The sequence below is a fragment of the Paraburkholderia sp. genome (genome assembly GCF_028283785.1).
In the GTDB taxonomy this organism is placed as follows: domain Bacteria; phylum Pseudomonadota; class Gammaproteobacteria; order Burkholderiales; family Burkholderiaceae; genus Paraburkholderia.
The window spans coordinates 237,207-254,216 of the sequence record NZ_JAPWKB010000002.1; the positions used below are offsets into that span (position 1 = coordinate 237,207).

Consider the following 17,010-nt stretch of genomic DNA (forward strand, 5'->3'; position numbering starts at 1 on the left):
GATTCCCACTTCCGCAGCGACGCACGGCCGCCCCGACGGGACGCTGCCGACGGTCGCCCCGCCATTGTGGTTACTCGCGGAATTGACGTATCGGTGTCCGTTGCACTGCGTGTTCTGCTACAACCCGACCAACTACGCCGCGCACAAGAACGAGTTGACCACCGCGCAATGGATCGCGGCGTTGCAACAGGCGCGCGCACTCGGCGCGGCGCAACTCGGATTTTCAGGCGGAGAACCGCTGCTGCGCGACGACCTCGAAACGCTGGTCGCACACGCGCGGAAACTCGGTTTTTACACGAACCTGATCACGTCGGGGATCGGCTTGACCGATACGCGACTCGACGCATTGCAGGCCGCCGGACTCGATCATATCCAGCTCTCGTTTCAGGACTCGACGCAGGAACTCAACGACTTTCTCAGCAGCACACGCACATTCGACCTGAAAAAACGCGTTGCGGCATCGATCCGCTCGCATGGCTTTCCGATGGTGCTCAATTGCGTGCTGCATCGATACAACCTGCCGCATGTCGACAAGATCATCGACATGGCGCTCGACATGGGCGCTGAATATCTGGAACTCGCGAACACGCAGTACTACGGCTGGGCGCATGCGAATCGCGCACAACTGATGCCGACCGCCGATCAGCTGCGTGAAGCGGAATCGGTCGTGAACCAGTACCGTCAGCGCATCGGCAATCGCTGCACGATCTATTTCGTGGTGCCCGATTACTTCGAAACGCGACCCAAGCGTTGCATGAACGGTTGGGGATCGGTGTTCCTCGGCATCGCACCGGATGGCGCGGCGCTGCCGTGTCACACCGCGCGCTCGCTGCCCGGCCTGACCTTTCCGAATGTGATCGATACGCCGCTGCGCGAGATCTGGTACGACAGCGACGCATTCAACCGGTTTCGCGGTCATAGCTGGATGAAAGAGCCTTGCCGCAGTTGCGATGAGCGCTTCAACGACCTCGGCGGCTGTCGATGCCAGGCGTATCTGCTGACCGGCGACCCCGCGAACGCGGACCCGGTATGCGACAAATCGCCGGAGCATGAACGTGTGATTCAGGTCGTACGCGCCGCCGCCGAACGAACCGACGACCGAACCACCGAACACCCGGTGCTGTTTCGCAGCGACGCGAACTCACGTCGCTTCATCGCGCAACCCGGCCAGCCCGCCACCGAAGAACCGCTGCGGAACGGACCAGGAGTACGCATATGACCACGGCCGATATCTCCGTCCTGCTCGTCGACGATCATGCGGTCGTACGCGAAGGTTATCGTCGCCTGCTCGAACTGAGCCCGGATGTGCGCGTCGCGGGCGAAGCCGGCGATGCGGCGCAGGCGTATCAGCGCTTTTGCGCGCTGCAACCCGATGTGGTGGTGATGGATCTCGCACTGCCCGGCGCGAGCGGCATCGAAGCGATGCGGCGGATGCTGGCGCGTGAACCCGACGCGCACGTGCTGATTTTCAGCGTTCACGAGGAAACGATTTTCGTGCGGCGGGCGCTCGATGCGGGCGCGCGCGGCTATGTGACCAAAGCGAGCGCGCCCGATGTTCTGGTCGAAGCGGTGCGCTCGGTGGCGAAGCGGATGTGCTATCTCAGCCCCGATGTTTCGCAGGCGCTCGCGCTGCGGGCGAGTTTCCAGGAAGGGCCGCCCGGACGGCAACTGTCGGCGCGGGAATTCGAAGTGTTGAGGCTACTGGTGCAAGGCTATACGTTGCCCAGCATCGCGGAACGGCTTGGCCTCAGCCAGAAAACCGTCGCCAATCACCAGTCGGTGATCCGTCAGAAGTTCGGTGCGGACAACGGAGTTCAACTCGCGCAGATGGCCAATCGGCTCGGCCTGCATTCTGGCGATTCGGGCACTACGACGCCCAACGAGGGGTTCACACCGTTTGGCTCGCTGGGGACGGGAAGCCCGGCGTAGCGGCCGTGCCCAACCTGCGTGTCGGTACGCGCGCGCAGAACAGAAACCCGCGACCGGGCTCGCTTGCGATGTGAAATTCGCCGCCCAGCGCCTCGACGCGTTCGCGCATTCCGATCAAACCCAAACCCTCGCGCGGCTGCGCCAGATCGACGCCGGGGCCGTCGTCGGTCATCGTGACGACGATCTCGCCGGGTTCGCCCGACTCGTCGCGCGCCCGCACCAGATAGATTTCGACGCGCGCCTGCCGCGCGAATTTGGAAATGTTGGTCAGGCCTTCCTGCACCAGACGATACAGCGTGATGTTTTGCGCGTCGGTGAGCGTCGAGAAATCGCCATCCACATTCAGCGCGAAGCTTGCATGCGGCAAACGCTCACGCCAGCCATCGACGCAATGTTCGAGCGCGCCCGGCAAACCGAACTCGTCGAGTCCGCTCGGACGAAGCCGCCGGATCATCCCGCCGATCGCCCGATACACATGCTGCGCGCACTGCATCAGCGCAAGCGACAGGCGATGCACTTCCGGCGCATCGCTTGCGGACAGATCGCGAATACGGGCAGCGTCGAGCGACATCGCATTCAGGTACTGCCCCAACTCATCATGCAATTCGCGCGCGAGGTGCCGCCGCTCATTTTCCTGCGCGTCGATCAGTTGCGTCGCGAGACGGCGGTTTTCCGCGAGCAGGCGTTCGGCCTGCTGCTCCAGCGCGCGGCGGCGCACTACTTCCCGTTGCGATTCCCGATAACGCCGCCACGCGAACCACGCGAGGCCGCTGGCCAGCACGCATAAAGTGGGCGGCAACTCGTCGAGCTGAAAACGTTCCGCGCCGCGTGTCACCTGGTACGCGAGTTCGCCGAAGTCGAACGTGATGCAGGCCGCCGCCGCGCCCAGCGTGGACCCGGCCACGACCAGCAGGTCGCGCAGCACGGTCGGGGGTCTCGCCTGAACATCAGAACCAGTCACGGAATCCGGTCGCATTGCGGCACCTGTCGTTCGCATCGGTCCGCCAGAATCGCATGCGCGGCGGGAATGAATCGGCGTTTGGGAAAGCTTCCCTGTGCGATCGGGAGAACTTCCCGGCTCACTTTCGACTGCCCTGTGCGACGCTATCTCATGCGTCGCATGCGCCACACGCATGCATGACGTACACGCATCCGACGACGATCGCACCATAACGATAGCGACAGTATCGGCAGGAGACAACGATGAAGAGCATGCCGCGCAAAACGCCCGCCAGGCATCCGTTTAAACCCCGTGCAATCCGGCTGTGCGTCGCGACCGCCATCGCGAGCATGAGCGTGTCCGCATGGGCCCAGCAGAGCGGCGCAGCCGCGGCGGATAACTCACCGGCCACACCACCCGCATCGCCGGCGTCGGCCACGGCGGCGGCGTCGCAGGAGTTGCCGTCCATCCTCGTGATCGGCACCACGCCGCTGGTCGGCGTGGGCACACCGCTCGAACGCGTGCCCGCCAACGTGCAGACGTTTCGGGGCCGCGATATCGAGCAGCAGCATCCCGCGACGCTCGGCGATTACTTCGCGCAAAACCTGCCGGGCGTGGATATCGCCGATGCGCAGGGAAATCCGTCGCAACCGGATATCAACTATCGCGGCTTCACCGCATCGCCGTTGCTCGGCACGCCGCAAGGTCTGTCGGTGTTTCTCGACGGCGTGCGGATCAACGAGCCGTTCGGCGACGTCGTGAACTGGGATCTGATTCCGCAGGCCGCGATCGATACGATCCAGTTGATTCCAGGCTCGAATCCGAGCTTCGGGCTGAATACGCTGGGCGGCGCGCTCGCGATCACGACCAGGAACGGCAGTGCGAACCCGGGCGGCGAAGCGGAGGTCAGTTTCGGCTCGTTCGGTCGCAAGACCGCGCAGATCCAGCAAGGTGGCACGATCGGGTCCAATCTCGACTACTACTTCACCGCGAACGTAACCAACGACAACGGCTGGGCCGATCACAATTCGAGCCAGTTGCGTCAGGCATTCGGCAAACTGCGCTACCACGATGCAGACACCACGATCTCGGTGTCGATGGGCGGTGCGGACAACCATCTGAATGGCTCGCAAACCATTCCGCGCTCGTTTCTCGACAATCGCAGCCAGGCGTATACGTTTCCGGACACGAACCAGAACAGCGTCGGATATCTGACGATTGCCGGCGAGCATTATTTCTCGCCGAATGTCGAACTGAGCGGCAACGTGTATTACCGCCATTACCGGAACACGAATATCAGCAGTAACGTGAACGACGATTTCGGCGAAGTCGACGACGACGGCAATATCAACACGACCCAGGCCACCAACGACAAGTCGGTGATTCTCACTGACAGCTACGGCGCGAGTCTGCAACTCACGTTGCTCAACCGGCTGGCCGGGATGGACAACCAGTTGATCATCGGCGCGGCGGGCGACTTCGCGAATTCGCATTTCACGCAAACCTCGCAGGATGCGGAATTCACCGATACGCGCGCGACCGTCGGGATCGGCGACTTCGAGCCGCAAACGGACGCGAAAACCCGCAACCAGACCTATGGCGTGTACTTCGAGAATACGCTGGCATTCAACGAGCAATGGTCGATGACGCTGGCCGGTCGCTACAACTGGTCGAAAGCCGTGATCGCCGACGAGAGCGGCGTGCAACCGCTGCTCGACGGTAATCACACGTTCTCGCGCTTCAATCCGGCGATCGGCGTCAACTGGAATCCGACCGCGTACCTGACCGCGTACGCGACGTACAACGAAGGCATGCGCTCGCCGACCGCGATCGAACTCGCGTGCGCCGACCCCGCCGCGCCCTGCTCGCTGCCCAACGATTTCATCGCCGACCCGTCACTCAAGCCGGTGATTTCGAAGACCTTCGAAGTCGGCGCGCGCGGGAGGATCGGCGCATCGACGACATGGAGCGCGGCGGTCTATAGCACCACGCTCGACGACGATATCCAGTTCGTCAGCAGCGAAGGCGCGGCGAGCACGCTCGGTTATTTCATGAACGTAGGCAAGACCCGCAGGCAAGGTCTGGAACTGGCCGGGCGCAGCCGTTTCGGACCGGTCGCCATCGCGGCCAGCTATAGCTACGTGAATGCGACCTACCGGTCGTCGTGGGATGAAAGCAGCGCGAGCAATTCGAGCGCGGACGGCAATGGCAACATCAGCGTGAAATCCGGCGACCGGATTCCCGGCATTCCCGCCAACACGGTCAAGCTGCGGCTCGACTACACGCCGTTCGCGAAGTGGAATATCGGCACCAACCTGACGTATCGCGGCAGTATTTTCGCGCGCGGCGACGAGAACAATCAGGACGTGAACGGCAGGATCGCCGGCTATTTCCTGATCGATCTGGACACCACGTACAACATCACGAAACAGCTTCAGGTGTTTGCGACCGTCAAGAATCTGCTGAACAAGAAGTACGCGAACTTCGGCATTCTCGGCGAGAACTTCTTCAATGGACCGAACCATACCTTCGACGGCGCGAATCCGGTCAACGAACAGTTTCTCGGCCTTGGCGCGCCGCGCGGCGCATGGATCGGCATGCGGTATGCATGGAAGTAAAGCGGCCGCGCTGCGAGGCTGCAGCGCGGTCCTGGTGCGGTTTTTCCGGCGCGTTCAGCGCGTGTCGATCGAGCCCGCGCTGCGCGGATACGTGACGATGCCCCACGCAAGCGGCAAATCGCCGATCTGCTTCAGCGTCTGGTAGCTGGTTGCGTCGAGCACATAGACCGCGTTCGAGCGTCCGCACGCCATCAGCAGCTTCGAGCCGTCCGGCGTAAAGCTGAAATGCCAGCAACGCTGGCCGACCGGCGCATCGCTGATGTGCTCGTACGTCTTCGCATCGAAAACCTGCAGCGTCTTGTCGCGCGACGCCGCGATCAGCAGACGCTTGCCGGTCGGATCGAACGCGAGGCCGTACGGTCCCATTTTCGTATCGACGGTCTTCACGGTTTTCAGGCTCTTGCCGTCGAGCACGACGAATTTATTGGTGTTTTCGAGCGTGACGACATACTGCTTGCCGTCGGGCGTCGCGCGAATGCCGCGAGGCCGTGAGCCTTTGTCGAGCTTGATCGTGCGAAGCGGCTTGCCGGTTCCGCTGTGATAGACGGACACCGTGTCGTCGCCCTCGTTGGTGACCAGCAGCATCGTGCCGTCCGGCGAGAACTCGACACCTTCGGTTTCGTGTCCGCTCTTGACCGAGTGCAAGACCTTCAAGGTCTTCAGATCCACCACCGCGATTTCGGCCGGCGGTTTGTTCGCGTCGTCGTCATCGTCCTTGCCGCCTGCTCCCGGCGGCCCGCCGGTTTCGCCGGGCTCGTAGGTCACATACGCGTACTTGCCGCGCACGCGCACGAACTCGGGGTTCTGACCGATCTTCACGCGGCGCGTGACCTTGCCCGACGCCGTATCGATTTCCGCGAGATCGGCCGTCTTCTTGTTCGCAACGTAGAGCCGCGTACCGTCCGCATTCAGGCTGAGTCCGCGAGGACCGTCATCGCCTAGCGAAACGGTTCGGGTGAGCGTCATCTGATCCAGATCGATCACGCCGACCCCGGCCGTCTCGCTCGTCACGTATGCGGTCGGCGCGGCCTGCGCGATGCCCGCGTAAGCGACGACGACGGACAGCAGCGCGAGATGCGTAGCCGAATACTTGAAATGCATGGTTGTCTCCAGCGTGTTTTTCGACGTTGTATGGCGTACCGGTTTGGCCTGTCCGCAGGTCAACGCTCAAATTAGCGCATCGGAGGAGCGCTTGACAATGGAGCGCGTCGGGAGAATCTCCCGAATTGCGGCGCGACGCACATGCGGACAACGCGGATAACGCGGATAACGCGGATAACGCGGACGCGAAGCGATCCGGAGACGGCGCCGTCATCGTGACTGTGCATCCTTGTCGGCTTCGAGCAGATCGAGCAACGACTTCGACGCACGACGCCATGACTGATCGGTATTGCCGCGCATATCGACCGAGCGCTGAAACAGCGTCTTTCCGCTGGCGACATCCTCGACACGCAGGTTGATATTGAGGATCAGGTTGCTGATCTTCTGGACCCAGCACAGACCGACACGCTCGACGCCGAGCGCACGACCGATCTCGCGCTCACACCCATTGCAGGCATTCAGGTCTTGCGACGATTGCAGCCGCGCGATCAGCGGCGCGGCCGGCGTGTTGTCGGCGACGCGATACAACCCGCGGCTGGCCAGTTGCGCCCGCAGTTCGCCGCTGATCATCCCGATCCGGACAGCCTGCGTGCGCGTGGTGTCGGCGTCGTTATAGGCCGCGTTGTCGTCGATCAGCGTGCAATCGGGAATCGCGATCGAATGCAACGGACCGCCCGGCGCAACGGCGTGCGCGACCTGTCCGACATCTTCCGCGCGCACGTCAAGCGCCGCGATGACGACGCTGCAACCGACTGCCAGCAGGACGAGTGTGCGGCGCAATCGTGACATGTTCGCGGGTTCGTTTTGGGTTGCGGTTCGGGTCGAGCCGTTCGCCGACGGCCGGGTTTTGCGTAGCGGCTTGCAATTTCCGTGCGTCCCCGCGCCTGATTCGCCGCCAGGGAAAACCTTGAGACCCGCCCGGCCCAATTCCTTTGACCGACTTTCTTTTCGAAACTAAACTCCTTCGAAACGAAAGCACCTTTGGAAAGAGCGGAGACATGCTGGCAAGCAAGAGTTCACTGAAGCGGCGGCTGCAAATCGTCGAGATGGTTCGCAAGCGCGGCGAAGTCTCGGTCGAGGAACTGAGCCAGGCGTTCGACGTCTCCAGCGTGACGATCCGCAGCGATCTGACGTATCTGGAAGAGCAGCGCTATCTGGTGCGCTCGTTCGGCAAGGCCCGCTATCTCGCGCAACGTGCCGATGAAAGCGTGCTGACGCCGCTATCGGATTTCGCAACGCGGAAAGCCGGCGAAATGGCGGTCGCGCGGCTCGCGGCGGATTCGGTCGGCGATTACGCGTCGGTGTTTCTCGGCGCGGGCGAGATCGTCCACAAGCTGCTGCCGCTGCTGTCGGACTGCGCGAATCTTGCGCTGCTGCTCAACGACATCGCGATGGCGCAGACCGCGCAGCGCTTCATCCATTGCGAACTGCAACTGACGGGCGGCCACCTCGACCTGAACAACACCGTGCTGACCGGCCCCGACGCCGAACGCTCGGTCAGCGCGCGCTCGCTCGATCTATGCATCCTCGAAGCGTCCGGACTGGACGCCGACGGCAATCTGTTGTGCGCCGATCCCGGCCTCGCACGCGTGTTCCAGGCCGCTATCGCGACCGCGACGCGCAGCGTGGTGGTCGCGTGGCAGCCGCGTCTGTCCGAACGCGACGGCCATGTGTTCTGCAATCTCGCCGACCTCGACCGCGTCGTGATCGACGACGGCATCGACCCGCCGACGATGGACCTGTTTCCCAGCAAGCAGCTTCACCTACATCGACGCGAAAACGGAATTCTCGAATTCCGGCAAGCCGCGCACTGATCCATTCAAAGGAAGAGACACCATGACGAAGCGCACTTCATTGACGGCGATGCTGTCCACCATCGCGACCGCCACGCTGATGGCGGCATCGCCCGCCGCCCACGCTGCCGACGTGAAAATCGGCGTGTCGCTGCTGACCCAGCAGCATCCGTTCTACGTCGCGCTCGCCGACGCGATGAAACAGGAAGCGGCGAAAGATCACGCACAGCTCGATATTTCGATTGCCAATCAGGACCTGAGCAAGCAGATCGCCGACGTGCAGGACTTCGTGACGCGCAAGGTCGATGTGATCGTGTTGTCGCCGGTCGATTCGAAAGGCGTCAAGGCCGCCGTGCTGACCGCCGAACACGCAGGCATTCCGGTAATCACCGTCGATATTCAGGCGCAAGGCGTCGAAGTCGCGTCGCATATCGCCACGGACAACTATGCAGGCGGTCAGAGCGCGGGCCAGTTGATGTGCAAGGTGCTGGGCGGCAAAGGCAAGGTCGGCATCATCGACTATCCGACGATCCAGTCGGTGATCGATCGCGTGAACGGCTTCAAGAAGGCGCTCGGCGCGTGTCCGGGCGTGCAGGTCGTCGCCGTGCAGCCGGGCATCACGCGCGCCGACGCGTTGAGCGCGGCGCAGAACATGCTGCAGGCGCATCCTGATCTCGACGGCATTTTCGGTTTCGGCGACGATGCGGCGATGGCGGCGGCAGTAGCCGGAAAATCGGCGGGCAACCATGTCAAGGTGATCGGCTTCGACGGGATGCCCGAAGCGCGCGCCGCCGTCGACAAGAATCCGAACTTCGTTGGCGTGATTCGTCAGTATCCGGAAAAGATGGGCGCGCTCGCGGTCGATACCGCCGTCAAGGTCGCGGCCAAACAAACCGTCGCGAAGACGATTCCGGTGACGCCGGGCGTCTATCTGCACGAAAACGCGACGCAAGCCGCGAAATGAACGCGCGCGCCGATGCCCGCCGGGCCGTCCCGGCCTCGCCATTGCCGCCGGCCGGCGCATCGGGCGCAAGCCCGGTCGCGCCGCTGCTCGAACTGCGCGGTATCGCCAAGTCGTTCGGGCCGGTCGAAGCGATCAAGGACGTGTCGCTCAAACTGCGGCGCGGCCGCGTTCACACGCTGCTCGGCGAGAACGGCGCGGGCAAGTCCACGCTGATGAAAATCCTCGCGGGCGTGTATCAGCCGACCCGCGGCGAACTGCTGATGAACGGCACGCCCGTGTCGTTCAGCCGCCCGGCCGACGCGCAGCAGGCCGGCGTGTCGATCATCTATCAGGAACTCAGCCTCGCCGCGAACCTGAGCGTCGCGGAGAACATCTTCGCGGGACACGAGCCGCGCCGCTTCGGCATCGTCGATTTCCGTCAGCTGATGCGCCGCACGCGCGAGCTGCTCGACGAACTCGGCATTCCCGTCGATCCCGCCGCGCCCGTATCGCGCCTGTCGATGGCACAGCGGCAACTGGTCGAAATCGCGAAGGCGCTCAGCCGCGACGCCGATATTGTGATCATGGACGAACCGACTTCGTCGCTGTCGGACCGCGACGCGGACGTGCTGTTCGATATCGTGATGAAGCTGAAGGCGCGCGGCAAGGCGATCGTCTACATCTCGCACCGGATGGACGAGATCATGCGCATCTCCGACGACATTTCGGTGATGCGCGACGGCCGCTATATCACCACCGAAGACAAGGCCGGCACGACCATCGGCGCACTGATCGCGTTGATGGTGGGCCGTGAAATGAACGACGTGTATCCGCGCCGCGCCACGCCGTTCGTCAGGGGCGACGCGCCGCTGCTCGACGTGCGCAACCTGACGCTCGACGGCAAATTCCACGACATTTCGTTCGATGTGCATCCCGGAGAGATCGTCGGCTTTTTCGGCTTGATCGGTGCGGGACGCTCGGACGTGATGAACGCGCTGTTCGGTATCGGACGACCGCAGGGCGACGTCGTCATGCACGGCAAACGCGTGAAACTGCGCTCGCCCGAGAATGCGATTTCGGCCGGCATCGCGTACGTCACCGAAGACCGCAAACACCAGGGTCTGGTGCTGATGCACTCGATCGCGCAGAACGTGACGATGGCGAGCTTCGAGCGCAAAGGCTCGCGCTTCGGAATCTTGCGCAGCCGTTTCGACGACGACGAAACCGCCGCCGCGATCACGCAGATGAACATCAAGGCGCACGGTCCGTATCAACGGGTCGGCGATCTGAGCGGCGGCAACCAGCAGAAAGTCGTGTTTTCGAAATGGCTCGCGCTGAAGCCGAAGCTGCTGATTCTCGATGAGCCCACACGCGGCGTCGATGTCGGCGCGAAATTCGAAATCTATCGTGTGATTCGCGAACTCGCCGCAGCGGGCACGGCCATCGTGCTGGTCTCGTCGGAATTGCCCGAGGCGCTCGCGATGAGCGACCGCCTCGCGGTGATGCGCGAAAAACGGATCGTCAAACAGTTCGACACGGCCGGCCTGACGCCCGAAACCGTGATGTCGTACGCAACGGGAGCCATGCAGTCATGAAATCCACCTCTCTTCAAGCGGACCCGCAAACCGCCAAACGCAGCGCGTCGCCCGCGCATGGCGCGATCTCGCGGCTGTTGCGTCATTACGGCGGGATCGTCTGCGGGTTAATTGCGCTATGCGTGCTGTTCGCGCTGCTGTCGTCGAACTTTCTCGCGATGAACAACCTGCTGAACATCGTGATGCAGGTGTCGATCATCGCGATTCTCGGCTTCGGCATGACCTACGTGCTGCTGCTCGGCGATATCGATCTGTCGGTCGGTGCGGTCATGGCGCTGGTCGGCAGCATTGCCGCGTATGCGATGCAGCACGGCCTGCATCCTGTCGTCGCGGTGTGTGCGGCGATGCTCGCCGGACTCGTCCTCGGCTGGATCAACGGCGCGTTGTCCGCGATGCTGACCATTCCGTCGTTTATCGTCACCGTGGCGACGATGGGCGTGTTTCGCGGCTTCGCCTACATCACGTCGGACGGCCTGCCGATTTCCGTCGACGACGACCGGTTCGCGGCACTCGGCAACGGCACCTTGCTCGGCGTTGCGTTTCCGATCTGGGTGCTCGCCGCGCTGCTGCTGATCAACCACTTCGTGCTGTCGCGCACCGTGTTCGGCCGCAAGGCGTATCTCGCGGGCGGCAATCGTGAAGCGGCGCTGTATTCGGGCATCAACGTGAACCGGTTGCGGATCGGCATTTTCATGATCTCGGGGCTGATGGCGAGCATCGGCGGTGTGCTGATGACGTCGCGTCTCTACTCCGCGCAACCGAACGCCGGCATGGGCTACGAACTCGACGCGATCGCCGCGGCCGTGCTCGGCGGCACCAGCCTGAGCGGCGGCTATGGAACCATCGTCGGCACCTTGATCGGCGCGCTGATCATCGGCGTGATCAACAACGGCATGAACCTGTTGAGCGTCCCCTATTTCTACCAACTCATCGTGAAAGGCGTGGTGATTCTGGTCGCCGTCTGTATCGATGTTCAAACGAAGAAACGCCATGCGTGATCTGGAAAAAACTTCCGCCAAAGCGGACGGCGCCATCCTGACGATGGGCGAAATTCTCGTCGAGATCATGGCCACCGAACGGGGCCAGTCGTTTCGCCGTCCCGGCACGCTGATCGGTCCGTACGCCAGCGGAGCGCCCGCCATTTTCATCGACCAGGTCGCGCATATGGGCAGCCGCTGCGCGATGATCGGTTGCGTCGGCGACGACGATTTCGGCACGCTGAATGTCGACCGTCTGCGCGACGACGGCGTGGATGTATCCGGGATCGCCGTCATCAAGGGCGCGACGACGGGCAGCGCGTTCGTCACCTATCGCGAAGACGGCGAGCGCGACTTCATCTTCAACATCACCAACAGCGCATCGGCGCGTTTTTCGGTCGCCAATATCCGCGACGAACAACTGAAGGATTGCCGCCATTTTCACGTGATGGGTTCGTCGCTGTTCTCGTTTCGCATTATCGAAGCGATGAAGAAGATGATCGAAACGGTCAAGGGACAAGGCGGCACGGTCAGCTTCGATCCGAACATCCGCAAGGAAATGCTGCGGATTCCGGAGATGCGCGAGGCGCTCGATTTTATTCTCGACTACACCGATGTGTTTCTGCCGAGCGGCCATGAAGTGACGCTGCTGGCGAGCGCGAGTTCGGAACGCGGCGCGATCGACGAACTGCTCGAACGCGGCGTACGCGAAGTGGTCGTCAAGCGCGGCAAGGACGGATGCAGCTTTTACGACGGCACGCGCGAGATTCACCTGCCTGCATTCGCGGTGGACGAAATCGATCCGACCGGCGCGGGCGACTGCTTCGGCGCGACTTATATCGCGTGCTGGTCGCAGGGCATGAGCGTCGAACAGTCGTTGCGCTACGCGTGCGCGAGCGGCGCGCGCGCCGTCACCGTGCGCGGCCCGATGGAAGGCACCGCGACACGCGCGGAACTCGAAGCATTCATCGCGAATACGGAGATTCATCATGTCTGACATCGTCGCGCGTCTGTCGAACGGCCATCCGGCCGCGGCCTCGCTAAAGGGAATCTATTCGATCTGTTCCGCTCATCCGTGGGTGCTGGCCGCCGCGATGGAACAGGCGCGCGACGACGGCACGCCGTTGCTGATCGAATCGACGTCTAACCAGGTCGATCAGTTCGGCGGTTACACCGGCATGAAGCCGGCCGACTTCGTCCGCTTCGTCCACCAGATCGCCGACGACACCGGCTTTCCGCGCGATCACCTGATCCTCGGCGGCGACCATCTCGGACCGAACGCGTGGCGCGCCCTGCCCGCCGACGAAGCGATGACACGCGCCGATGCGTTGATCGACGCGTACGTGTCCGCCGGTTTCACGAAAATCCACCTCGATACCAGCATGGCCTGCGGCGGCGATCCCGAGCGGTTATCGGACAGCGTGGTTGCCGCGCGCGCGTCGCGTTTGTGCGCGGTCGCCGAAGCAGCCGCGGCCCGGCTCGGCAACGGCAAGCCGCCCGTCTACGTGGTCGGCACCGAGGTGCCGGTGCCGGGCGGCGCCAGCGAAACCTTGAATACCGTCGATGTCACGAGCCGCCAGGCGGCGCTCGAAACCGTCGCCGTGCATTGCGACGCATGGCGCGCGCGCAATCTGGACGACGCGTGGCAACGGGTGATCGCGCTGGTCGTGCAGCCGGGTGTCGAATTCGACCACACGAAAGTGATCGACTATCGACCGGCGCTCGCGACCGGTCTGTCGGATGCATTGAAAGACATGCCGGGGATGGTCTTCGAAGCGCACTCGACCGATTATCAAACGCCCGACGCACTCGACGCGCTGGTGCGTGACGGTTTCGCGATTCTGAAAGTGGGTCCGGGCGTCACGTTTGCATTGCGCGAGGCACTCTACGCGCTCGCCGATATCGAAGCCGCGCTGTTGCCGGATCTGCTGCCGCACGACGAGCAGTCGGCATTGCGCGACGTCGTTGAGTCCGTGATGTTGCGTCGTCCGGGTAACTGGGAAAAGTACTATCACGGCGACGCACGCACAACGCGCCTGCTGCGAACCTATAGCTATAGCGACCGCGTCCGCTACTACTGGGCCGACGCGGATATCGACGCGGCCGCGCGCAAGCTGTTGACCAATCTCGCGCGCGTGACGATCCCCGAAAATCTGCTGAGCCAGTTTTTGCCGACCCAGTATTGGGAACTGCGGCGCGGTGTGATCGACGGTTCGCCGGAGAGTATCGTGCGCAGCAAGGTGCGCGAGGTGATCCGCAGTTATGCGCGGGCGTGCGGCGTGAAGTAAGCGCAATGTGAATCCGCAATGCGATTCCGCTCGCGGCGCGGGCATGCAGCGCCCGTCGCCGCGATGCGCGAGTTCAGGTCGCTCTTGCGGACGAGAACAGCGGTCCGAGCTTTTCGCTCAGCCAGTACGAATAGGAGATTTCGATGTTCTCCTGAAGGGCGACGAGCGCTGTGGTCTGATCGATGAACAGCTGGCCTACTTGCGCGACGAGATTGAACTCCTGCTCGACCAGTTTCGACACCGTATTGGCGCCCTTGATCTGCGCACGCTCGCGGTTCAGGCCAGCCCATCCTTCCAGCCAGGTTTGCTGCTGCAACATCAGCCGTTTCACGATCGCCGTCTGCATCTCCAGCAACTCGTTGCAGCGCTGCATATCCATGCCGACCGCGAACAGCTTCGCGGTGTTCAGGCCGTTGGTCGCGCCGCGCACCGCCCAACCGCCCAGCAACGCGGGCGTCTTCATCGCGTCCTGCATCGCCGCGGCGTGGGCTGCGGGCGCGGTGGCCTGCACCGCGTTCGTGGCCGGTATCAGCGACACCGGCGATATCGGTGACGCGGGCGTTACCGTCATCTCGTTCATGCCTGTCTCCTCGTGTACGACGGTCAGCTCTTCAGCCGCCAAGCCGGTCGAGCATTCCGTGAAGCGCCTTGATCTGGATTGCATCGCGCGAGTAGTAATCCGGCTGGTTCGGCTGCTCGCTCGTGTAACCCCACCAGTCCCAGCATCCGTCCGGATTTTGCAGACCGCCGCCATCGGCGCCGGTGGCTTGCGGATAGAGCACGATGATGTTGTTGCTGTCCGCGATTTCGTTGTAGCCGGTCGTCGTGATATAGCGGTTTCCATACGGCGCCTGATTGGCCTGATCGGCGCGGCCGTAGACAAAATTCACGTAACCGTATCCCTGCTTGCAGCCGTGCAACACGATATGCACACGCGCCGGGGAGCCCTGCTCGACCTCGAACGGCACGTACGCATAGCCGAATTCGCTCATGCTCGCGCGTGGACCATCGAAGAACTCGGTTTGATCGAAGCGGATCAAGCGTCCCTTCAGATTCGCCGACGGCGGCGCAAGGTCGTCGTAGATGTGATTCAGAATCCGGTGAGACTGCACGAACTTGCCGCAATTGATATACGGCGGCTGATTCGCGCCGAGCATCGAGTCTTCCGGATTCTCCGTGACGATCGAATGGCCGGCCGCGACGGTGTCGTCGAATGCGATGTCTTCCGACGCCACGCCCAGCAACTCGTAAAACCGTCGCGTGCATTTGACGACATCGGAATAGACGACAGTGTCGTGCGTACCCGTGAACAGATAGACGCGGTCGCCTTTCAGATTCGATAGCGGATCGATCATTCTGTCGCGTTCGGTATCGCGGGCGAGTTGCACGAGTTTCAGCGCGTTCGGACCGGTCTGCGCCGTCAATGGACTCATGCAGATGTATTCGGCGTTTTGAACATACGCGTCTTCTGCGAGCGGCGCGGCGTCACGAAACGACTCGGCGCACCGGAACGGTCCGCCCGCAATCACGCCGACACCCGAAAAACTCGCGGAGTGCGCGAGATGCAACTGAACCGTCATGAACGCGCCCGAAGAAAGTCCGGAAATCGAACTGTCGCCCTTCTGAACGTTGTAAGTGCCGAGTGGCACGATCTTCGAACTGGTGTCGCTTTTCATTGGAAAGCCCCCGTTTGAACAGAACAGCCATGCCGCCTCGCGATAGAACGCCAGGGCAATTTATGACACGCTTATTTCTCTCATCGACGTCGCGACTGACTTCACAAATTGCGGTGCCCTATTGGTATAGGCGACGTTGCGCAGTGCAGCAAGGGGTATTTTTGGCGGCGCCGGTGGCACGGGGCCATGACGACACGAACGCCGGACGAACCGGCGTTCACGCGATGACAATCCAGCGATGGCGATTCAGTCTTGCGCGCGTCGGCCGAAGCGCGACCGGCATGCACTGCGGAAACGTTCCCGCTCTTCCGGCGTCATCGCTTCCCACTTGCGCCAGTCACGCCGTCCGCGCCAGCGACCGTGTCCGCGAAAACCGCCGAACAAAATCCGGCTCAGCACCAGCAACCCGAGCGCATGGGCGAAATCGATCCGCAGCGCGCCGACGAACAACGCAGGCACCACCCAGTTCCACAATGTCATCACCGCCCAACCGAGCACGGCGACACCGACCACCACCAGCAACAGCTTGCCGGCACATCTGATTCGATACATGTTTCCTCGACTCCTTTAGATATCCAGTTCGTCGTACACCACTTGCAACCGGGCCCGCAGATGCAACACCGCGTACCGTTTGCGCGCGAGCAACGTATTCACCGTCACTCCACTCTCGATGGCCATTGCCTTGAACGTGCGGCCTTCCAGTTCATGCGCGATAAACACCTCGCGCTGATTCGCCGGCAACGCATCGAGCGCCTCCTGCAACGCTTCCAGTAATACGGCGCGTGCGTAAAGTGCATCGGGACCGGCATCGTCGGACGGCAGTTCGAGATCGAGCCGGTAGTCGTCGCCGGGGTCATCGCCGTCGTCGGCAAGTGTCGCGAGCGACACTTCCTTCTTCTTGCGAAACCGGTCGATGATCCGGTTGCGGGCGGCCCGAAACAACCAGGCACCGGCCTGTTCGATCGGTGCTGGAAGCCGGTACGCCTGCACGAACTCGTGAAACACGTCCTGAAGAATGTCCTCGGCCTCGAACGGATCGCGAACCCGACGCCGGATAAAATTCACCAGCTTCGAGCGCTCACGCACGACGGTCGCGGCAATATCGCTGTCTCGTTCACTCATCGTGTGTGGGGTGGGCGGCGGTTCCATG

General features: G+C 62.6%; 16 protein-coding genes. 9 read left to right on the forward strand and 7 right to left on the reverse strand.

Translation table 11 applies throughout. From position 1 onward, the window contains the following. Position 1 precedes the first annotated feature (1 nt). Positions 2 to 1,219 carry a pyrroloquinoline quinone biosynthesis protein PqqE gene (gene pqqE, locus PW947_RS01590; protein ID WP_299629307.1) on the forward strand — a complete coding sequence of 406 codons (1,218 nt, stop codon included), beginning with the start codon at positions 2 to 4 and terminating at the stop codon, positions 1,217 to 1,219. Further along, entirely contained in the window at positions 1,216 to 1,929 is a 714-nt protein-coding gene (locus PW947_RS01595; protein WP_299629045.1) for a response regulator transcription factor, read from the forward strand. Before pqqE ends, PW947_RS01595 begins: the two co-directional genes overlap by 4 nt. Here the strand turns inward: PW947_RS01595 and PW947_RS01600 are convergent. Next, positions 1,889 to 2,851: an ATP-binding protein gene (locus PW947_RS01600; RefSeq protein ID WP_299629309.1), complete on the reverse strand. Its 963-nt coding sequence runs from the start codon at positions 2,849 to 2,851 to the stop codon at positions 1,889 to 1,891. The two genes, PW947_RS01595 and PW947_RS01600, sit on opposite strands and share 41 nt — an antisense overlap. 281 nt (positions 2,852 to 3,132) lie before the next feature. Here PW947_RS01600 and PW947_RS01605 point away from each other — a divergent pair, with 281 nt between their 5' ends. Next, positions 3,133 to 5,487, forward strand: coding sequence for a TonB-dependent receptor (locus PW947_RS01605; RefSeq protein ID WP_299629047.1), 2,355 nt, complete (start codon positions 3,133 to 3,135; stop codon positions 5,485 to 5,487). A gap of 54 nt (positions 5,488 to 5,541) precedes the next feature. Here the strand turns inward: PW947_RS01605 and PW947_RS01610 are convergent, their stop codons facing one another. Next, positions 5,542 to 6,588: a beta-propeller fold lactonase family protein gene (locus PW947_RS01610; protein WP_299629049.1), complete on the reverse strand. Its 1,047-nt coding sequence runs from the start codon at positions 6,586 to 6,588 to the stop codon at positions 5,542 to 5,544. Between the two features lie 210 nt (positions 6,589 to 6,798). Continuing rightward, positions 6,799 to 7,377 (reverse strand): DUF3280 domain-containing protein, encoded by a 579-nt coding sequence (locus PW947_RS01615; protein WP_299629051.1) that lies wholly within the window; start codon positions 7,375 to 7,377, stop codon positions 6,799 to 6,801. Positions 7,378 to 7,586: 209 nt separating this feature from the next. On the opposite strand from PW947_RS01615, the gene PW947_RS01620 reads away from it, so the two are divergent. From PW947_RS01620 to PW947_RS01645, 6 genes are read left to right on the forward strand one after another with little or no spacing between them, the layout of a single operon-like run. Next, complete coding sequence (locus PW947_RS01620) at positions 7,587 to 8,402, forward strand: DeoR/GlpR family DNA-binding transcription regulator (RefSeq protein WP_299629053.1); 816 nt, start codon at positions 7,587 to 7,589, stop codon at positions 8,400 to 8,402. Between the two features lie 22 nt (positions 8,403 to 8,424). Next, positions 8,425 to 9,345 (forward strand): substrate-binding domain-containing protein, encoded by a 921-nt coding sequence (locus PW947_RS01625; RefSeq protein WP_299629055.1) that lies wholly within the window; start codon positions 8,425 to 8,427, stop codon positions 9,343 to 9,345. Continuing rightward, on the forward strand, positions 9,342 to 10,919 hold the full coding sequence (locus tag PW947_RS01630) for a sugar ABC transporter ATP-binding protein (protein ID WP_299629057.1): 1,578 nt from the start codon (positions 9,342 to 9,344) through the stop codon (positions 10,917 to 10,919). The genes PW947_RS01625 and PW947_RS01630 overlap by 4 nt, the downstream gene beginning before the upstream one ends. Then, positions 10,916 to 11,917: an ABC transporter permease gene (locus PW947_RS01635; protein ID WP_299629059.1), complete on the forward strand. Its 1,002-nt coding sequence runs from the start codon at positions 10,916 to 10,918 to the stop codon at positions 11,915 to 11,917. Before PW947_RS01630 ends, PW947_RS01635 begins: the two co-directional genes overlap by 4 nt. Beyond that, on the forward strand, positions 11,910 to 12,893 hold the full coding sequence (locus PW947_RS01640) for a sugar kinase (RefSeq protein ID WP_299629061.1): 984 nt from the start codon (positions 11,910 to 11,912) through the stop codon (positions 12,891 to 12,893). The genes PW947_RS01635 and PW947_RS01640 overlap by 8 nt, the downstream gene beginning before the upstream one ends. Further along, positions 12,886 to 14,184: a D-tagatose-bisphosphate aldolase, class II, non-catalytic subunit gene (locus PW947_RS01645; RefSeq protein ID WP_299629063.1), complete on the forward strand. Its 1,299-nt coding sequence runs from the start codon at positions 12,886 to 12,888 to the stop codon at positions 14,182 to 14,184. The genes PW947_RS01640 and PW947_RS01645 overlap by 8 nt, the downstream gene beginning before the upstream one ends. 73 nt (positions 14,185 to 14,257) lie before the next feature. On the opposite strand, the gene PW947_RS01650 is transcribed toward PW947_RS01645, so the two are convergent. From PW947_RS01650 to PW947_RS01665, 4 genes are all read right to left on the reverse strand, one after another. Then, entirely contained in the window at positions 14,258 to 14,764 is a 507-nt protein-coding gene (locus tag PW947_RS01650) for a hypothetical protein (RefSeq protein ID WP_299629065.1), read from the reverse strand. A gap of 31 nt (positions 14,765 to 14,795) precedes the next feature. Next, positions 14,796 to 15,860, reverse strand: a complete 1,065-nt coding sequence (locus tag PW947_RS01655; protein ID WP_299629067.1) for a poly(3-hydroxybutyrate) depolymerase — start codon at positions 15,858 to 15,860, stop codon at positions 14,796 to 14,798. 246 nt (positions 15,861 to 16,106) lie between these two features. Continuing rightward, positions 16,107 to 16,412 carry a hypothetical protein gene (locus tag PW947_RS01660; protein WP_299629069.1) on the reverse strand — a complete coding sequence of 102 codons (306 nt, stop codon included), beginning with the start codon at positions 16,410 to 16,412 and terminating at the stop codon, positions 16,107 to 16,109. Between the two features lie 15 nt (positions 16,413 to 16,427). Continuing rightward, on the reverse strand, positions 16,428 to 17,009 hold the full coding sequence (locus PW947_RS01665; protein ID WP_299629071.1) for a sigma-70 family RNA polymerase sigma factor: 582 nt from the start codon (positions 17,007 to 17,009) through the stop codon (positions 16,428 to 16,430). Position 17,010: the final 1 nt, after the last annotated feature.